The organism is Pseudomonas paraveronii, assembly GCF_963681955.1.
Taxonomy (GTDB): Bacteria; Pseudomonadota; Gammaproteobacteria; order Pseudomonadales; family Pseudomonadaceae; genus Aquipseudomonas; species Aquipseudomonas paraveronii.
This window is the reverse complement of the sequence record NZ_OY817130.1, coordinates 2,618,597-2,635,054: the sequence shown is the minus strand read 5'-3', so window position 1 is coordinate 2,635,054 and position 16,458 is coordinate 2,618,597. Positions and strand designations below refer to the sequence as shown.

Sequence of the window (16,458 nt, the reverse complement as noted above, 5' to 3'; positions counted from 1 at the left end):
GAGTCCCTTGAGGCGTCGGGCTGAAGATGGGACGGATGGTAGGGGCGATGATGGCGGGTGGCCCTTGACCAGAATCAAGTCCGGCCAGTAGGCGGTGCGACGAATACGCACGGCTGGCGCGTTGTCGCACCCCTCACTTGAGCTTCAGGCGCCGCGCCAGTTTGTGCAGGTTGCTGGCGTCCACGCCAAGCAAGCGCGCGGCACTCGCCCAATTGCCGGCGCAGTGTTCCAGGGCGTGGCGAATGTTCCAGCGCTGGCACTCATCCACCGCCACCGCCAAGGGTTGGAAGGCCTCAATCGATGACGCGGGCAAGGCGCATTCAACCGCGACGACGGCCGCATCCAGGCCCAGGGCGTGCGGCTCCAGGCAGATCACCGGACTGCGCGGTTCAGCACGGCTGAGCTGTTTCAACGCGGCGCGACTGATCACGTGCTCCAGCTCGCGCACATTGCCCGGCCAGGGGTAATCGAGCAGCGCCCGTTGCGCCGCTGGCGATAGCTGCAGGTCACGCAAGCCCAGGCGCTCACGGTTGAGTTCGACGAAATGCCGCGCCAGCAACAACACGTCCTCGCCACGCTCGCGCAACGCCGGGATCGGCACCGGGTACACCGACAGCCGGTGATACAGGTCGGCGCGAAACAGGCCGTCGCGCACGCTGTCCGGCAGGTGGCGATTGGTCGCGGCGATGATGCGCACGTCCACATGCAATGGTCGATCGGCGCCCAGGCGTTGGATCTCGCCATTCTCCAGGGTGCGCAGCAGCTTGGCCTGGACGCTCAAGGGCAATTCGCCGACCTCATCGAGGAACAAGGTGCCGCCGTTCGCCGCATCGAACCGCCCGGCGCGGTCGTGGGTGGCGCCGGAGAAAGCACCCTTGACGTGACCGAACAGCTCGCTTTCGGCCAACGCCTCCGGCAGCGCCGCGCAGTTGACCTGCACCAAAGGCTTGTTGCCACGGCGCGACAGGCGATGCAGGCGCCGTGCGAACAGCTCTTTGCCGACCCCGGTTTCGCCGAGCAACAACACCGGCAACTGCGTTTCGGCCAGCAGCGCCAGCTCGTCGAGCAACTGCAGCAACACCGCGCTTTGGCCGAGAATGCCGTCGGGCGGCGCGGTCATTTCGACCCTCCTGGGGTTCACAACACCCTGACAACCTGTGGTCATGATTACCTTACTCCGGGATATAGCGTTACTTTTCAATAAGTTGAAGTTGGCACGCGACCTGCAATCACCGGTTCATATCCGTACTGCCGATGAGGAAAGCCCGATGACCGTGAGCGACTGGAACACCCAACCCCAGGACCACTTGATCGACCATCTGCTGGCGCGCTACCACGCACGTCATCGCGAGCAGTTGCCGGAACTGGTGCGCATGGCGAGCCGCGTCGAACAGGTCCACGCTCAGCACCTGCAATGCCCCACCGGCCTGGCCGACCTGCTGCGCGATATGCAGCAGGAATTGGAAAACCATATGCTCAAGGAAGAACAGGTGCTGTTCCCGATGCTGCAAATGGGCATGGGGCCGCAGGCGGCGATGCCGATCCAGGTGATGCGCCATGAGCACGACCAGCACGCCGAGGCGCTGGAACAACTGTTGAGCCTGACGAACCAGATCACTCCGCCAGCCGAGGCCTGTAATACCTGGCGCAGCCTGTACCGCGAGCTGAGCGCCTTTCATGCCGACCTGCGCGAACACATCCACCTGGAGAACGACATACTGTTCGCCAAAGCCGCCGCGCCCGGCCTCGTGCCGGCCCGCGCATAGCACACTTTCGCAACCGATCACTGCGACGATCGTGCAACGTTGTGTGTGCGCTGCCCTTGTCGCGGATCAAGTACGGCCGACGCCAACAGGATTATCCTCGGGCATCCCTTCCCGTTATCCCCCGAGGTCAAGATGGTGCTCCATCGTGTTCATCACCAAATCCTGCGCAGCCACCACTTGTTCGAGCCCCTGGACGAGGCGCAACTGAACGAACTGATGAGCAGCAGCCAATTGCTCAGTGTCGACAAAGGCGAACCGCTGTTTCGCCAGGGCGAACCGGCCGACGCGTTCTACTTCGTGATCGCCGGCGCAGTGAAAATCTACCGCCTCACCCCGGACGGCCAGGAGAAGGTGTTCGAGGTGATCGGCGAACGGCAGACCTTCGCCGAAGCCATGATGCTGATGGATACGCCCAACTACGTGGCGTGCGCCGAAGCGGTGTGCCCCACGCAGTTGTACCGGCTGTCCAACGCCACCTACATGCGTTTGCTGCAGAGCAACAGCCGCCTGACCTTCGCCCTGCTCGGCACGTTGTGCGTGCGCCTGCACCAGCGGGTCAACGAGATCGAAACCCTGTCGCTGAAAAACGCCACCCACCGCGTGGTGCGCTACCTGCTCACGCAACTGGTGCGCCTGCAAAGCACCAACTGCAGCTTCGAGCTGCCGATGGCCAAGCAATTGATTGCCGGGCACCTGTCGATCCAGCCGGAGACCTTTTCGCGGATTATCCGGCGCTTGATCGACGAGAAAATCATCACCCAGGACGGCCGGCAAATCGCGATTCTCGACCGCCCGCGCCTGGAGCAATTCGAGTGAAAACCTGCCTGGTCTGCCAGCACGGCAACGCCGTGGAGCGCGACCTGTGCGAGCGCTGCGCCACACCGCTGCCCGAGGCCCACGCCAGCACCCAGGCGCGCCGACTGAAGCGTTTCCAGTGGTTCTGCCTGGGCCTGACGCTGTTCTGCGTGGTGATGTTCTTCTGGTTGCCCAGGGACTTTTACTGAGTCTCGGTCAACTGCCGATACAGCTGCGGCAGGCGTTGCGGTAATTGTTCGGGGCGATGGATCAGGGTGAAACCATGCGCGCCGAACATGTACGGCAGATAGTCGCCGGCCTGTTTGTCGATGGTGATGCAGAACGGAATCAAGCCCTGGCGCCGCGCTTCGACCACCGCCTGGCGCGTGTCCTCCACGCCGTAACGGCCCTCATACAGGTCCAGGTCATTGGGCTTGCCGTCGGTGATCAACAACAGCAACTTGCGCCGCTGCGGGCAGGCGCCCAGCAACTGGGTGGCCTGGCGGATGGCCGCGCCCATGCGCGTGTAGTAACCCGGTTTGAGGCCCTGGATCGCGCCACGCGTGCGGTCGTCATAGGCTTGCTGGAAGGTTTTGAGCACCTGCAAGCGCACCTGGTGCCGACGCAGCGAAGAAAACCCATACAACGCAAAGCGATCCCCGGCCCCGGCCAGGCTTTCGCCGAACAGCAGCAGGCTGTCGCGTATCACATCGATGACCTTTTGCTCATCGTTGACATGGGCATCGGTAGACATCGACAGATCGGCCAGCAACAGGCACGCCAGGTCGCGGTGGGTGTGGCGCTGCTCAAGAAACAGACCGCGCTCGGCGCAGGCGCCCTGCTGGCGCTGCACATGAAAATCCAGCCAGGCTTGCAGGTCCACCTCTGACCCTTGAGGCTGCTGGCGCTGCCATTGGCGGTCGGTGCGCAAGCTCTGGAATTGCCGACGCAGGCGCTGGGCCTGGGCCTGCAACCGCGCGGGCAAGGGTTGCGGCGCGTCGCAACGCGGCTGCATCAATTGCAGGTTGACGAAGCCTGCCTGCAAGCACTGCCGCCGGTAGTCCCACTCGGGCAACTTGATGCCCTCACCCAAGGGGATGTCGTCGACATCGGCGGGCGGCAGATCCAGGTGCAGCTTGAGCCCGCCGCTCTTGCGCACGCGCTGGCGCGACAGGCTCAACTGGTCGAGGTCTTCGGCGACGCGGGCGGCGTCCGGGTCCTGGCTATCGTCGGACCAGCGATCGAGGTCGACGTGTTCGCTCCAACTGAACAGGTTTTCCAGGCGCACCACCAACAGGCCGCCATCGCGGCTCGCGTCGTCGATACGGGTGGCGCGCTTGGGCCCGCCTAGTTGCTCGCCGGGTGGGGCTGAGAGGTCGTCGCCCTCCTCTTCCAAGTCGGTATTTTGCGCGGTGTCCAACTGCAGCGCCGGGTACAGCCATAACGGCAACGGCCAGGCGGCCCGTGAACTGCGCGGCAAGTGACGCACGCTGCCGGGTTCGCGCAGGGCCTTGCGCAAGGCCCGTTCCAGCGCGGCTTCGTCGGGTTTGAGGCTGGCGGGGTCGGGGCGCAGTTGCAGGTGCGCCTCCACCAGGCGTTGGTAGCGCGGCAGCATCGCCGGGTAGCGCTGCAACAGCAGCCAGGTCCAGCGTTGGTTGTCACGCGCCCAATGGCTCATCGGCCCGGCGTGGGCCGCGAGCAGCGCCAGCCAGCGGTACAACTCGTGATTCAGCGCCGCGTCGGGAAACACCGCCAGGCGTGCCGGCAAGCGCAAGCGGTTACCGTCGCAGGACGCCAGGGGCGCCTGCTTGCAAGTGCCGGCGATGCGCATCAACAGGTTGCGGCGCAGCAACAGGTCGCGCTCGCAGGCCGCCTCCAGCGCCATCCCGCCGGCGCCGCCCAGGGCGCGAAACAACAGGGCCAGGCTGCGCTGATGATCCGTCAGCGCGACCTGCGCCTCGGGGAAATCCACATTGGCGCGGCGGGTGATGAAGCGGTGCCAGACGCTGCCGACCCACTCTTCCAATTCCAGGGTAAAGGCCATGACGTGTGCTCCAAACGTAAAACGGCCCGCTGTACCAGCCGGGCCGCCCTCTTAGGGATTGACGATCAATACACAATCGGTGCCGGCGCACCGGCGACGGCTTGGCGTTGGCGGAAGCTGTACAGGTAGCAGAGCAGCCCCAGCAGGAACACCACGCCACTGGCCAACCGCGCCCAGAACAAGATAGTCAAATGCTCGACCGTGGCCATGAACGGCAAGGCCACACCGTCCGCCGGCCAGCGCTGCAACCACACCTGCACCACGCCGGCGGCGGTGAGGAACAGGGTGATCATCACCATCGACAGCACCATCAGCCAAAAGCCCCAGATTTCAATGGTCTGCGAACGCGCATCGGGGGCTTCGCCGAGGCCGCGCAAGCGTGGCATGGCGTAGCTGATCAGGGTCATCACGATCATCGCGTAGGCCCCGAAGAACGCCAGGTGGCCGTGGGCCGCCGTGAGCTGGGTGCCGTGGGTGTAGAAGTTGACCGGTGCCAGGGTGTGCAGGAAGCCCCAGACCCCGGCGCCGAAGAACGCCGTCACCGTGGTGCCCTTGGCCCACAAGGTGGCCGCGCGGTTCGGGTGCTGGCGCCGCCGACGCTTGACCATGGTGAAGGCGAACATCACCATCGCCAGGAACGGCAGCGGCTCCAGGGCCGAGAAGATCGAGCCGACCCACAGCCACACCTCGGGTGCGCCGATCCAGAAGAAGTGGTGCCCGGTGCCGATGATCCCGGTGATCAAGGCCATGGCGATGATCACGTACAGCCATTTCTCCACCACTTCACGGTCGACGCCGGTGACCTTGATCAGCACGAATGCCAGCATCGAGCCCATGATCAGTTCCCACACGCCTTCGACCCAAAGGTGCACCACCCACCACCAGTAGAACTTGTCCCGTGCGAGGTTGCCGGGGTTGTAGAAGGAGAACAGGAAGAACACCGCGAGGCCGATCAGGCCGGTCATCATCACCATGCTGACCGTGGTTTTGCGGCCCTTGAGCAGGGTCATGCCGATGTTGTAGAGAAAGCCCAGGCACACCACCACGATGCCCATTTTGGTAATGGTCGGTTGCTCGAGGAACTCGCGACCCATGGTCGGCAACAGTTCGTTATGGGTCAGCTTGGCCAGCGCCGCATACGGCACCAGCAGGTAACCGAGGATGGTCAACACCCCGGCCACGGCAAACACCCAGAACAGCACGATCGCCAGTTTGGGGCTGTGCAGCTCGCGGTCGGCCTCCTCGGGTATCAGGTAATAGGCGGCGCCCATGAAGCCGAACAACAGCCAGACGATCAACAGGTTGGTATGGACCATCCGCGCCACGTTGAAGGGGATCAACGGGAACAGAAAGTCGCCCACCACGTATTGCAGGCCCATGATCAGGCCAAACAGCACCTGGCCGACGAACAGGATCAAGGCAAACACAAAGTAGGGTTTGGCCACGGCCTGGGATTGGAATTTCAGATAGGGATTGGCGCTGCGCATGGCTCAGCCCTCCTTGTTCGGTGGCCAGTTATTGGTATCGATCTTCGAGCTCCATTTGAGGAACTCGGCCATGTCGTCCACCTCCTGGTCGCTGAGGTTGAATTGCGGCATGGCCCGACGCCCCGGCACCCCAAGGGGCTGCATTTTCATCCAGGCGTGCAGGAACGGCTTGAACCCTTCGTCACCCCCACGACGCTTGAACACATTGCCCAGCTCCGGCGCAAAGTACGCGCCCTCGCCCAACAGGGTGTGGCAACCGACGCAGTTATTGCGCTCCCAGACGCTCTTGCCGCGGATCACCGATTCAGTGAGCTGGTCGACGTTGCTGCGGGCGGGAAAGGTTTGTTCGGTGTGGTAGGTCAAGGCCAGGAAAATCAGGAAGAAGAACACGCTTCCTCCGAAATAGATGTTCCTGGCCATGCCCTTGGTGAAGGTCTCTGACATGGTCGCTTCCTCATGGCTTGGCGGTGGCCATGATAGGAAGGTGGGGGGTGAAAACCGCTTGATGGCGATCAAGAATTGTTGATCGGGGTGGTCGGGTATTCTTGGGGGATTGAGTAGCGGTTGGTTTGGCTCCGTTTGATTCAGGGCGCAGCGAAGCAGTTAAGCGTGCTCTTGAGCGTTGCCCAGTGAGCCGCTTCGGCTGGCCCGAGGGGTTGGGTCTTGACGTAACTCAACGCGATCAGGCGGCGTGTGCCCGGTAGTTGCAGCGCCAACTGGTACTGGTAAAAGCTGTCACTGCCTTTGTTGAAACTGTTCTGCACTTCATAGGCATCGACATCCTGTGCGGTCCCCACCTTTATGGCTTGCACTGGCGAGTAACGAAGGTACGTCTCCTGCTGTTCGAGCGTCTTGAGCTGCGCTTCGAAGTTACTTCGCAACGTTTCGCCGTCCGCCAGCGGGCTACGGCTGACGACCAGCGTGGTGCCCAGGTGGGCGAACTTGAGGATATTGATCGAGGCATCCTGTACGGCTGCATCGGGCAAGGTGAATTGGGCTTCATTGATCAAGTAGTTCATGGTGTAAGTATCTCGTTATTGGCCGGCGCCCGGCTTGTCCGCAAATGTTGATTCGACGGCGTTATGGATAGTGGCTCGCACACCCTGCTGACCGGGTGATGTGCCCTTGTCACTGCCCTGGTTGATATCCAGTTTGCCTTGTGTCTGGATCTTGCTGCTGCCGGAGGAAAACAGATTGAACGAGCCACAGGTCAGGTTGATGGCTCCGTCTGCCGTGAGCTCAATCACACTGTCGCCACACACCAGGCGAATACTGTCTCCAGCTTCGACGGTATAGCGCGTGGCGGCGCTGTCGGATTTGGCGCCGCCCACCAGCAGGGTGTCGTTGTTGCGTACTACGCGCAGGCGATTAGCGCCAATCGTCACCGTCTCGTTGTGCCCGATGCGCTTGTTGCGGTCATGCCCCACCGAGTGGCTTTCGTCCACTTCGACGACGACGTCCTGATTCCGCTCGGCATGGATATACACTTGCTCCAACCCCTTCTTGTCCTCCATGCGGATTTCATTGAAGTTGGCCGGCGTGCCGCCCTTGCTCGAACGACTTTTCATGCCGCTCTGGGTCGCGTTCTCCGGCAAATCGTAGGGCACCGTCTGCTCCGCGTTGTACACCCGCCCGGTAATGATCGGCCGGTCCGGGTCGCCTTCCAGAAAGCTCACAATCACTTCCTGGCCGATCCGTGGGATCTGCATCGAGCCCCAGTTCTTGCCGGCCCAGGATTGCGACACACGTATCCAGCACGAGCTGTTTTCGTTGGATTGGTCGTGGCGGTCCCAGTGGAAATGCACCTTTACGCGGCCGTATTGGTCGGTCCAGATTTCCTCGCCTTTGGGGCCGACCACCAGGGCGGTCTGCGGGCCTTTGACGATGGGCCGGTGGGTGTTGGCCAGCGGGCGGAAGTTTTGTTGGGCATCGATGCAGGTGAGGCTGCTTTCGTACTGCGCAGAGTTTGAGCCGCCGCCGCTTTCCAGGCTTTCCTGATGGATGTTGTAGCGGATGCCGACGATCAGGTATTCGCGGTTCTGGTCCTGGCGACTGAAGCCGGTGAGGCTGAACAGGTGGCCGGAACCGAGGCCGCGGGCGTTGCCGCTGAATTCGATTTGTTCATGCAGGGTTTGCAGCGCTTCGATGCGGGTGCGCGCGTAGTGTTCGCCGTCCGCGCTTTGCACGTAGGTGCCGGGGTAGTCGTACAGCGGATAGTCGCCGGCGGCGTGCGGGCGCGGCATGGCCGAGCGCACGTCGATGCTCGCGCTGGGACGCTGGAAGTCGTAGTCGTTAAGCTCCAGCGAGCCCGGCTGCACTTGCTGCGCCAGGTGCCAGTTGTGCAGGTGGTCGCGTTCGCGTTGCTGCTCGTCCTTGGGGTAGTACGGAACCGACGCGTAGCCCGGCACCGTGGCGTGGGCGCCGTAGGCGTCGGCCAGCACCAGCACGTGGCGGTCCTGTTCATGGCGGAAGAAGTAGTAGATGCCTTCCTGTTCCATCAAGCGGCTGACGAAATCGAAGCTGGTCTCGCGGTACTGCACGCAGTATTCCCACTCGCGGTACGGCCGGCTCAGGGCGTCTTCGAAGTCGGAAAAGCCGAGGTCGCGGAACACCTGCTTGATGATCTGCGGGATGCTCTGGTTCTGGAAAATCCGACAGTCCGACGTGCGGCTCAGCAACCACAGCCACGGGCGCAGCGTCACCTGGTAGCTGGCGAACTGGCCCTGGTCGATACTCTGGCTGCACTGCGCGACGATCCCGTGGAAATACCGCTCGCCACCGTCCGCCAGTTGCAGGCCGACGCTCATCGGCTTGCCGAGCAACTGGTTGAGGTCGATGTTGGCGTCCAGGGAAGTCAGTTGCAGCTCATAGGCGAACAGCCGCCCCAACTCTTCGCCGCCGCCCATTTGATTGAGCAGCAGCACGTCCGGCCCGAGGGGGCTGGTGATTTTGGTTAGGCGTGAGGTTTGGTTGAATAGCATCGAAGTACCCTAATAGCTGAACAAATGTGGGAGGGGGCTTGCCCCCGATAGCAGTGTTTCAGTTGATGCATGTGGTGACTGATTCACCGCCATCGGGGGCAAGCCCCCTCCCACATTTGCATTGCATTCCAACAGTCGTTGTTCGGTGTCGCTGAAGGCGTAGTGCAGTTCGTTTTCCCGGCTGCTGATCCGCACACCCGCCAGCGCCTTGCCTTCGAGCATACGCGTGAGGAATTCATGCCCTTCAGAACAAATTTATTTATGCTTCTTTGCGCTCGGTTAAAGGCTCAGATCATTTCTGAATAGCCTCTTAGGCTGCCGCTGTTTTTTTCAGCTTTCTAAGACCCCTGAAGAAGTGAAATAAATCGCGTGGTAAATTCTAGACCTTCATAATCTTCAAGGCTCTCAATATTGAAAACCGCCCCGCGTTGAGCGGTGAGCTTTTGCAATCGCCGCTTCAATATCTTATTGACCTGATTGTCTGGCTCAGACGATAAGAGGGCGAGCGCCTTTTGTGCGCGGGCAGACACGTCTTTAAAAAAATGTGCTGGGGATCCGCAGGGGGAATGATATTATCAAGATTACAGTTCTGGAAAGTCACATACTCCAGCTTGCAAAGTTCAAAGTCGACGAGAAGAGGAGTGTTCGACTGATCGGATATGAAATATATCTCTTGGAGCTTTCCAGTAAATTTAATATTGGCAATCTTCTTCGCATTAAATGAGTTATCTATAATTTTGCACTGAATGAATGTGCAGTTGCTAAGGCGACAGCCTTTAAGTGACGTCTCTCGAAAATTGCATTTTGTAAACGTGCAGCTTTCAAACTCACTATCGTTTAGACCGGATGTTTGAAAATCGACGCTCTTGAACGTGCATTTGATCAAAGCTGTTTTATTAAAGAATCGAGATCCGGAAAAGTCAGTTTTTTCAAACTCGCAACCTTCCAGATCACACTGGTCAAAAATTGGGTCAGAGAGTTTCGAGTTTTTTAGTTTGCAGCTACCAATGAACTCGTTTTCGAAAAGCATTTTTGTAGGAAGAACTAATCCCTCCCGCTCAACGCCGGATAATATCTTTGATGTGATTTTTTCACTCACCATAACACTCCTTTATAACCATTGCCCCAGTTGCCATAACGCCGCTGATGCGTGCCTCTTTTCCAATCAGCTTTCGTCGTTAGACCCACCAAGTTTTAGTTTAAATATCATACACACCGTGTAGGCACTCTCCTGTTTTCGATACTTTTATGTGACGTAGTGACGGGTCATTACTTACCTTGCCTTTGAAAACGGCATCGATTCTCGGGGTAAAGGGGACGAATATATTTGAACTGTTAGAAAAACAAACAATGACATCCCCCCTAGTTCAAGAAATACCATTCCCACTCTGCCTGCATGGTGAAGCGGCACGATCAGTTCAGCTTTCCGAATATATTGACAGCTTTCTATTGTCCGGCAACTTTTCAAAAATCGTTAAGTTGCCATTCTTGCTATTTATTTCATAATTTCGCGTCGTGAAGGTCTCACGCCATATGTTTTCAGTGACGAAAGAGACTGCACCGGCATCGTACTTGTAAAATGTTTCGAAGTACTCACCTGTATCGAGCAAGCTATAATGCGCTATTACATGATTGACTTTAAGGATATTAATAGAAGCCGAATCGAGATTGGCCTCTGCACTATTTTCAAAATTACTGCCGAATGTCAATTCTACAATGCGACCTGGCTCATTAATAAAAAAACGTCTATATACAATCCATTGGCCTTTAAAGTCTGCGTATTTGGCGTATTGTATTTCCGCTATGATTTTTTCATTGGCGTCTAAAAAGTAGCAATGCCTATCTTTAGCTGGCTCAGAATCTTTTTTAAGTAAACGTCCAGGCTTGCATCCTTGTAGCTCGCAGATGTACGGTGCAGGATTGTATGAAGGCATGACGCCCACTCCCCACTTTTTTGTTTTGTACGTACTTTCTACGAACGACATGAGCTCAGCATATTTGTTATGATATTCATTTAACAATGAGAGCAAAAGTTCTTTCATAAAAGTCTCCTATTTGACCAGCGGAAAGGTTTTTCCGCCGCTTAGTTCAAGGTTGAGTGCCTTTAAACCTTGCTCGAACTCGGATTTAGTCTTTGCCTCTTTTAGGGACTCCCATACGTGTTTTTTGTAAGCGTTACCATGCACACCCTCTTCCGCGTGAGCCGTTGCTTTTGTATTTGGCAGGCGCGCTTTTGAATTAGCAGGCAGCCATATACCGTTTTCTTTTTGATTTATATCTATGCCTAGCCTGTCCATTCGTCTTCTCAACCAGCGCATACGTGCATCTTTCGAATTGGACATCACAACGTGGTGGGCTCGATAGTCTTTGCTTGGAGCCTTGCCTAGGCGTCCTCCAAGTTTTTTTGCGTCACTCGAGCAACTTAACCCAAGTGGGTCCATCCACGTGAGTGGGTTGGGTGTGTATTGATAAAGGTTCAGTCCACCCGCCAACCCAATCGGATCTGGATTCAGCTGATGCAGGTGGCCGCTGCCGTAGTACAGGCGATTGAGCCAGCGTCCGTCAGGCAAGTGGGTTTGAGTCAGGTTGCCCAATGCGTCGTAATGGTGTTGCAGACACCCCGCCGCGCTGTGTTCTTCGAGCAGTTGCCCCAGCGCGTCATAGCTAAAGCCAAGTGCTTGCTCGCGCCCGTCGAGGGCGGTGAAGGTGACCGCGACCAGTTGGTCGTTCAGGTCGTGCTTATAAACGGTGGTGCCGTCGGCGGTGACTTTGCTGACCAGGCGCCCGAGCGGGTCGCGTTGGAACTGGTGTGTCAGCGCGTCTACCGCCTCGCCTTCGCTTCCCGGCAGGTAAGCGACGGCGACGACGTTATCCAGCGGGTCATAGGCATAGCAGCGCTGACTGTGGTCGAGGTCGTGTTGCTGCACCAGGCGGTCGGCCGCGTCCCACTCAAAGCGATAGCTTTCGCCGTTTTCATTGGTCAGTTTCAGCAGTCGCCCGTAGGCGTCGTGGTCGAAGGTGACGCAGCGGTTGTGCGCGTCCCAGCGTTGTTTGACCTGGCCGCGCCGGTCGTAGGCATAGCGGGACGTGTTGCCAGCGGGGTCGACATAGCCCGTCAGATAACCACTGGCGTTGCGCTGGAAATGCTCAAGGCGGCCGTCCGAAAGTCGGCATTCCAGCAACAACCCTTGCCGGTTGTACTGATAGCGCACCGACTCACCTTCAGCATTGGTGTGCACCAGCACATTGCCGAACGCATCGTACTGGTAGCCGGTGGCGTAGCCCGAGCAATCCACTTCTTCGATCAGTTGGCTCCACTCGTTCCAGTGCAGCTTCCGGATTTTGTCGGTGGCATCGATGATCTGCACCGGCTGGCCGAAATCGTCGTAGACGTAGCGGGTGCGGTTGCCCAGCGGATCGATCTCTTCGATGCAGTTGCCATGCCGGTCGTAGCGGTAATGCCAACGGTTACCCGCCGGGTCGGTTTCCACTTCGGGCAATGCCCAATGCGCCAGCCACTGTGTGTTGCTGATCCTGGCCAGAGGGTCGGTCACTGCGCTGAGGTTGCCGGAGTCGTCGTAACTGAAGCGCCACTGGCCGTTTTGCGGATCAATCGCGCCGAGCAATTGGCGATCTTCGCTCCATTCGAACTGCCACGTATGGCCCAGGTTATCGACGTAGCGGGTGATCTGGTACTGCGGGTTCCAATAGCGCGTGCTGACCCGCTGCAGGCCATCGGTGACGCGCGTGATACCGGCATCCAGGTCGTAGTCGAAGGTGAATGCATCGCCGGCATCGGTCCAATGCCGGCTGACGCGCCATTCTTCACCCTGCGGGCCAGACACTGCGCGCCATTGGTAGAAGCAACGCAAGCCGCTCGGCAGTTGGTGTTCGACCATGCGTTGCGCGTTGTCGTAAGCAAAACGTCGTTGCCGCGTGCCTTGTGCGTCGAGGACTTCGGCCAGGTTGCCGTGGGTGTCGTAGCGATAGCTGACCAGCACGTCGCTGCGCCCAGCAAAATGTTGCCGATGCAGGTAACGGCGCTCGATATGGCTCACGCGCCGCGGATGCTCGGCGGTGTAGCTCACGTCGACGTGCATCAGCTCGTGGCTGTCGCGCAGGCGACACAGGCGCCCTTGCGCGTCGTAATCCAGAAAGATGCGCCCTTCGTTACGATCGCCCAACAGGTGCAGGCGCATCCGCGAGGGGTTCAGAGGGTCGGGTTCGAAGAGCCGATACAGGCCGTCGATACTTTCGATCAGGATAGTGCCGTCGGCGCTGCGCCTGACCGCAAGGCCTTCGCCGGGGCTGAAGGCGCCGCCTGACAACGGGATGTAGCCGATGTCTATACGGCGCCCCTGTTCGTCGATGTAGGTGAGGTGGTCATCTTGATCGATCTCGACGGCGACCTCATAGGCAACGCTCCAGCCGGCGCCGAAAAGGCCGTCGTGGCGTTGATCGAGGCTGCTGTAGAAGCGCTGCCAGTCGATGGGGAGCAGGCCTGGCAGGACGAAGTCCAGTTCTTCTTCGGCACCGAGGATTTTGGCGCCGGTCGGGCTATGCACCGGGTTGGGCGAGCCGTTGACCGCACTGTTGAGTGCCGAGGTGAGCTTGCCGGTTCCATACGCCACCGCCCCGCCCGCCAGCGCGCTGCCGACCAGGCATGGCAATGCGCTCCTAAAGCCCCGCACATTGCCGCGTAGGGCGAGCAGCGCGGCAATCGCCAAACCGACGCCCGGTGTCTTGCCACTGCGAATTTCGCGCACCACGACGGGGTCGCCGCCGATACGCACATCGGCAGAAATCAGCCCTTCGACGCTGCCGATCTTGGCGCCACACGTGCTGCGGTCACCGCTGCGGGCGGCCGGTTGCCCGTTGATGAAGACCGAACTGGAACCCTCGGCAATGAATTGCTCGGGCATGGGTGGGTGCTTGCTGCAGGCGACCGTGTCCAGCGCACACGGCACGGTACCGGCAGCGGGTGTGGCGACCGTCGGGCGCCACAGTTGTGAGAAAAATCCCTGTGCCATGTCCAGAAAACTGGGGGCCGGGGGCTCACTGGGCGCGACCGGCACCGCCATCATCTTTCCGGCGGCCCGGGCGGCCGGTTTGCCATTGATGAAAACGTCGTCTGAGCCGCTGGTGATAAAGGCCTCGATCACCGGCGGAAAAACCCAGTTGGCGGCGGTTTCGCACCAACTGGAGATCTTCACGTCAGCCCCCGAGAGCCCGGCGGTGACCCCCACCACCGCGCCGACCGCCAGCCCCAGGGCGACGCAGCCAACGCCGCCAGTGGCGATGGTCACGCCGGTCGCTGCGGCAATCAGCGCGCCAGCGGCCAGGCAGCCCACGGACGTGATGGCGGCATAGGCGGCGACTTCCAGCACACCGCCGAGAACATCGGCCATCATTGAGGTGTGCAGCAGCGCGTCGCCCTCGCGGGCGGCCCAAAACGCGTCAGTCATGCCCGCAATCCCTGCCTGAAAAGGCCGGAATCAAATCACGCGACTAACGTGTTGCTCAGGTGAGACTTTCCGAGAGGGGCGTAAGAATTTTCCCAAAACAGGCGGAGCGGAGGTGCCTGCGATGCAGTCACCTCAGTCCATCAGGTCCACCCAGGCGATGCCATCGCAGGCAAGCCAGCTCCCACAGGTGACCAGGCCTGGCTTCCAGGATCAAGTCGGCTATACGGCCGCCTCGCTTTGGCTTTTGATCTTGGGCACTCCGAGCCTAGACAAGCCCCACCACCAACACCAAAACGACAGGCCAGCCCAGCACCAGAGCGCGCCAAAACCCTGGAGCATGCCGCAACTCCATAAACCCATCGGCAATCATCCACGCCTTGACCACCGCTAGCAGCAAAACCACCAGCCACAGCCCGGAGCCGCCGGCCAGCACGGTGCCGACGCTGAGCACCACCAACGCAGCCCAACACACGATCAGCCCTTGGGAAGCGGTCATCAGCACCTCATCCAATCACGTAAACCAACGGAAACAGCACCACCCACACCAGGTCCACCATGTGCCAATACAGCACACCCGACTCCAGCCCGCCGACCGACAGCCCGCCGCGCCAGCAACCCAGCGCCAGCCACGCGAGAATCACCATGCCCAGCAGCACATGCAGGAAATGAAACCCCGTAAGTATCCAGTACAAGGTAAAAAACGTGCTGTGCTCCAGGCCCAGTCCGGCAGCGCCGAGGTGGGCGTACTCGGTGAGTTTGATCGCCACATAGACCAGCGTCACCAACAGCGCCGCGACGAACAAACCGGCGCCGCGTCGCCCGCGCTGCAATCGCACCTGCTGCAACGCCAGCGCGGCGAGCAACCCGGCGCTCAACAGACTCAAGGTCATCGCCAGCCCGGTGGAGGTGTCCAGTTGCGCGCGCCCTTCGGCAAACACCTCGGGCTTGAGCACCTGGGTCACGGCAAACGCGAGGATCAGAATCGCGAACACCGACAACTCGGCGAGGATGAAAAACCACATCGCCAGGTCGCCCGGCAGGCGGCGGGGTTCAGGCAAAGTGCACATCGACCACGTCCATCAAGGCGGCCACGGTGTGCGGGTCGTCCGTCAGCGCCTCGGCCAGGCACGCCAGGCAGGCTTCGCGAATGGGCATGCCGGCGGCGATCAGGCGCGCGGTGAAAATCAGCAGGCGCGTGGAGGCCACTTCTTCCAGGTCGTGTTGATCGAGGCGGCGCAGGGCCTGGCCGAGGCGCACCACCTGGGTCGCCAGGGCAAGGTCCACCTGAGCCTCACGCGCGACGATGCGCGCCTCGCCCTCGACGGCCGGGTAATCGAAGCGCATCGCGACGAAACGCTGGCGGGTGCTGGGCTTCATGCCCTTGAGCAGGTTCTGGTAACCGGGGTTATAGGACACCACCAGCATGAATGACGGCGGCGCCTTGACCACTTCGCCGGTGCGTTCCAGGTACAACTCGCGGCGGTCGTCGGCCACCGGGTGCAGCACCACGGCGGTGTCCTGGCGGGCCTCGACCACTTCGTCCAGGTAGCAGATGCCACCTTCGCGCACGGCGCGGGTCAATGGGCCGTCCTGCCACCAGGTGCCCTCGGCGCCGATCAGGTGGCGGCCGATCAGGTCGGCGGCACTCAGGTCGTCGTGGCAGGCCACGGTGTACAGCGGCAAGTTCAGACGATGCGCCATGTGCTGCACGAAACGGGTCTTGCCGCAGCCCGTGGGGCCTTTGATCAGCACCGGCATGCGGTGGCGCCAGGCGTGTTCGAACAGCAGCTGTTCATTGTCCAGGGGTTGGTAGAAGGGCTCAGTCATGACAGGCATCCACAGCGGGTTTGACGGCCACGCTACGGGCGCCTGCGACAACCTGGCAAGCGTCGCCTGCGGCGAACTTGATCGCGGTCAAGC

At 60.2% G+C, this 16,458-nt stretch carries 13 protein-coding genes and 4 pseudogenes; 3 read left to right on the top strand and 14 right to left on the bottom strand.

The window, feature by feature from the left end:
* Positions 1-133 precede the first annotated feature (133 nt).
* Positions 134-1,099 (bottom strand): annotated as a pseudogene (locus tag U5A08_RS12035) (sigma 54-interacting transcriptional regulator); the annotation flags it as partial.
* Positions 1,100-1,163: 64 nt separating this feature from the next.
* On the opposite strand from U5A08_RS12035, the gene U5A08_RS12030 reads away from it, so the two are divergent.
* From U5A08_RS12030 to U5A08_RS12020, 3 genes are all read left to right on the top strand, one after another.
* Complete coding sequence (locus tag U5A08_RS12030; protein WP_425262830.1) at positions 1,164-1,766, top strand: hemerythrin domain-containing protein; 603 nt, start codon at positions 1,164-1,166, stop codon at positions 1,764-1,766.
* A 132-nt stretch (positions 1,767-1,898) separates the two neighbouring features.
* Complete coding sequence (locus U5A08_RS12025; protein WP_253395121.1) at positions 1,899-2,582, top strand: Crp/Fnr family transcriptional regulator; 684 nt, start codon at positions 1,899-1,901, stop codon at positions 2,580-2,582.
* Entirely contained in the window at positions 2,579-2,770 is a 192-nt protein-coding gene (locus U5A08_RS12020) for a hypothetical protein (protein WP_017849339.1), read from the top strand. The genes U5A08_RS12025 and U5A08_RS12020 overlap by 4 nt, the downstream gene beginning before the upstream one ends.
* On the opposite strand, the gene U5A08_RS12015 is transcribed toward U5A08_RS12020, so the two are convergent.
* The 13 genes and pseudogenes from U5A08_RS12015 to U5A08_RS11965 all read right to left on the bottom strand — a co-directional run bounded on the left by U5A08_RS12015 (position 2,764) and on the right by U5A08_RS11965 (position 16,365).
* Complete coding sequence (locus tag U5A08_RS12015) at positions 2,764-4,605, bottom strand: nitric oxide reductase activation protein NorD (protein ID WP_321851687.1); 1,842 nt, start codon at positions 4,603-4,605, stop codon at positions 2,764-2,766. The genes U5A08_RS12020 and U5A08_RS12015 overlap by 7 nt on opposite strands.
* Positions 4,606-4,670: 65 nt before the next feature.
* Positions 4,671-6,092, bottom strand: coding sequence for a cbb3-type cytochrome c oxidase subunit I (locus tag U5A08_RS12010; protein WP_321851686.1), 1,422 nt, complete (start codon positions 6,090-6,092; stop codon positions 4,671-4,673).
* A gap of 3 nt (positions 6,093-6,095) precedes the next feature.
* Complete coding sequence (locus tag U5A08_RS12005) at positions 6,096-6,536, bottom strand: c-type cytochrome (protein ID WP_017849342.1); 441 nt, start codon at positions 6,534-6,536, stop codon at positions 6,096-6,098.
* Between the two features lie 140 nt (positions 6,537-6,676).
* The gene (locus tag U5A08_RS12000; RefSeq protein ID WP_253395114.1) at positions 6,677-7,111 is read right to left on the bottom strand and encodes a DcrB-related protein; all 435 of its coding nucleotides are present in this window, start codon (positions 7,109-7,111) and stop codon (positions 6,677-6,679) included.
* A gap of 15 nt (positions 7,112-7,126) precedes the next feature.
* Complete coding sequence (locus U5A08_RS11995) at positions 7,127-9,073, bottom strand: type VI secretion system Vgr family protein (protein ID WP_321851683.1); 1,947 nt, start codon at positions 9,071-9,073, stop codon at positions 7,127-7,129.
* A gap of 141 nt (positions 9,074-9,214) precedes the next feature.
* Positions 9,215-9,310: pseudogene (locus tag U5A08_RS29910) on the bottom strand (hypothetical protein); the annotation flags it as partial.
* A 220-nt stretch (positions 9,311-9,530) separates the two neighbouring features.
* On the bottom strand, positions 9,531-10,103 hold the full coding sequence (locus tag U5A08_RS29905; RefSeq protein WP_425262847.1) for a pentapeptide repeat-containing protein: 573 nt from the start codon (positions 10,101-10,103) through the stop codon (positions 9,531-9,533).
* A gap of 388 nt (positions 10,104-10,491) precedes the next feature.
* The gene (locus U5A08_RS11990) at positions 10,492-11,115 is read right to left on the bottom strand and encodes a hypothetical protein (protein WP_321851681.1); all 624 of its coding nucleotides are present in this window, start codon (positions 11,113-11,115) and stop codon (positions 10,492-10,494) included.
* Between the two features lie 9 nt (positions 11,116-11,124).
* Positions 11,125-11,442: pseudogene (locus U5A08_RS11985) on the bottom strand (AHH domain-containing protein); the annotation flags it as partial.
* Between the two features lie 132 nt (positions 11,443-11,574).
* Positions 11,575-14,538: pseudogene (locus tag U5A08_RS11980) on the bottom strand (DUF6531 domain-containing protein); the annotation flags it as partial.
* Between the two features lie 265 nt (positions 14,539-14,803).
* Positions 14,804-15,034, bottom strand: a complete 231-nt coding sequence (locus U5A08_RS11975) for a cytochrome C oxidase subunit IV family protein (protein ID WP_253395105.1) — start codon at positions 15,032-15,034, stop codon at positions 14,804-14,806.
* 7 nt (positions 15,035-15,041) lie between these two features.
* Positions 15,042-15,605 carry a cytochrome c oxidase subunit 3 gene (locus U5A08_RS11970; RefSeq protein WP_321851680.1) on the bottom strand — a complete coding sequence of 188 codons (564 nt, stop codon included), beginning with the start codon at positions 15,603-15,605 and terminating at the stop codon, positions 15,042-15,044.
* A complete protein-coding gene (locus tag U5A08_RS11965) occupies positions 15,589-16,365 on the bottom strand; it encodes a CbbQ/NirQ/NorQ/GpvN family protein (RefSeq protein ID WP_321851678.1) in 777 nt (258 codons plus the stop codon). The genes U5A08_RS11970 and U5A08_RS11965 overlap by 17 nt, the downstream gene beginning before the upstream one ends.
* Positions 16,366-16,458 lie beyond the last annotated feature (93 nt).

What these genes read in the sequence shown, in the direction of transcription:
- U5A08_RS12030 (WP_425262830.1), top strand. Translation starts at nt 1,164, where the DNA reads ATGATTACCTTACTCCGGGATATAGCGTTACTTTTCAATAAGTTGAAG.
- U5A08_RS12025 (WP_253395121.1), top strand. Translation starts at nt 1,899, where the DNA reads ATGGTGCTCCATCGTGTTCATCACCAAATCCTGCGCAGCCACCACTTG.
- U5A08_RS12015 (WP_321851687.1), bottom strand. Translation starts at nt 4,605, where the DNA reads ATGGCCTTTACCCTGGAATTGGAAGAGTGGGTCGGCAGCGTCTGGCAC.
- U5A08_RS12010 (WP_321851686.1), bottom strand. Translation starts at nt 6,092, where the DNA reads ATGCGCAGCGCCAATCCCTATCTGAAATTCCAATCCCAGGCCGTGGCC.
- U5A08_RS12005 (WP_017849342.1), bottom strand. Translation starts at nt 6,536, where the DNA reads ATGTCAGAGACCTTCACCAAGGGCATGGCCAGGAACATCTATTTCGGA.
- U5A08_RS12000 (WP_253395114.1), bottom strand. Translation starts at nt 7,111, where the DNA reads ATGAACTACTTGATCAATGAAGCCCAATTCACCTTGCCCGATGCAGCC.
- U5A08_RS11995 (WP_321851683.1), bottom strand. Translation starts at nt 9,073, where the DNA reads ATGCTATTCAACCAAACCTCACGCCTAACCAAAATCACCAGCCCCCTC.
- U5A08_RS29905 (WP_425262847.1), bottom strand. Translation starts at nt 10,103, where the DNA reads ATGCTTTTCGAAAACGAGTTCATTGGTAGCTGCAAACTAAAAAACTCG.
- U5A08_RS11990 (WP_321851681.1), bottom strand. Translation starts at nt 11,115, where the DNA reads ATGAAAGAACTTTTGCTCTCATTGTTAAATGAATATCATAACAAATAT.
- U5A08_RS11975 (WP_253395105.1), bottom strand. Translation starts at nt 15,034, where the DNA reads ATGACCGCTTCCCAAGGGCTGATCGTGTGTTGGGCTGCGTTGGTGGTG.
- U5A08_RS11970 (WP_321851680.1), bottom strand. Translation starts at nt 15,605, where the DNA reads ATGTGCACTTTGCCTGAACCCCGCCGCCTGCCGGGCGACCTGGCGATG.
- U5A08_RS11965 (WP_321851678.1), bottom strand. Translation starts at nt 16,365, where the DNA reads ATGACTGAGCCCTTCTACCAACCCCTGGACAATGAACAGCTGCTGTTC.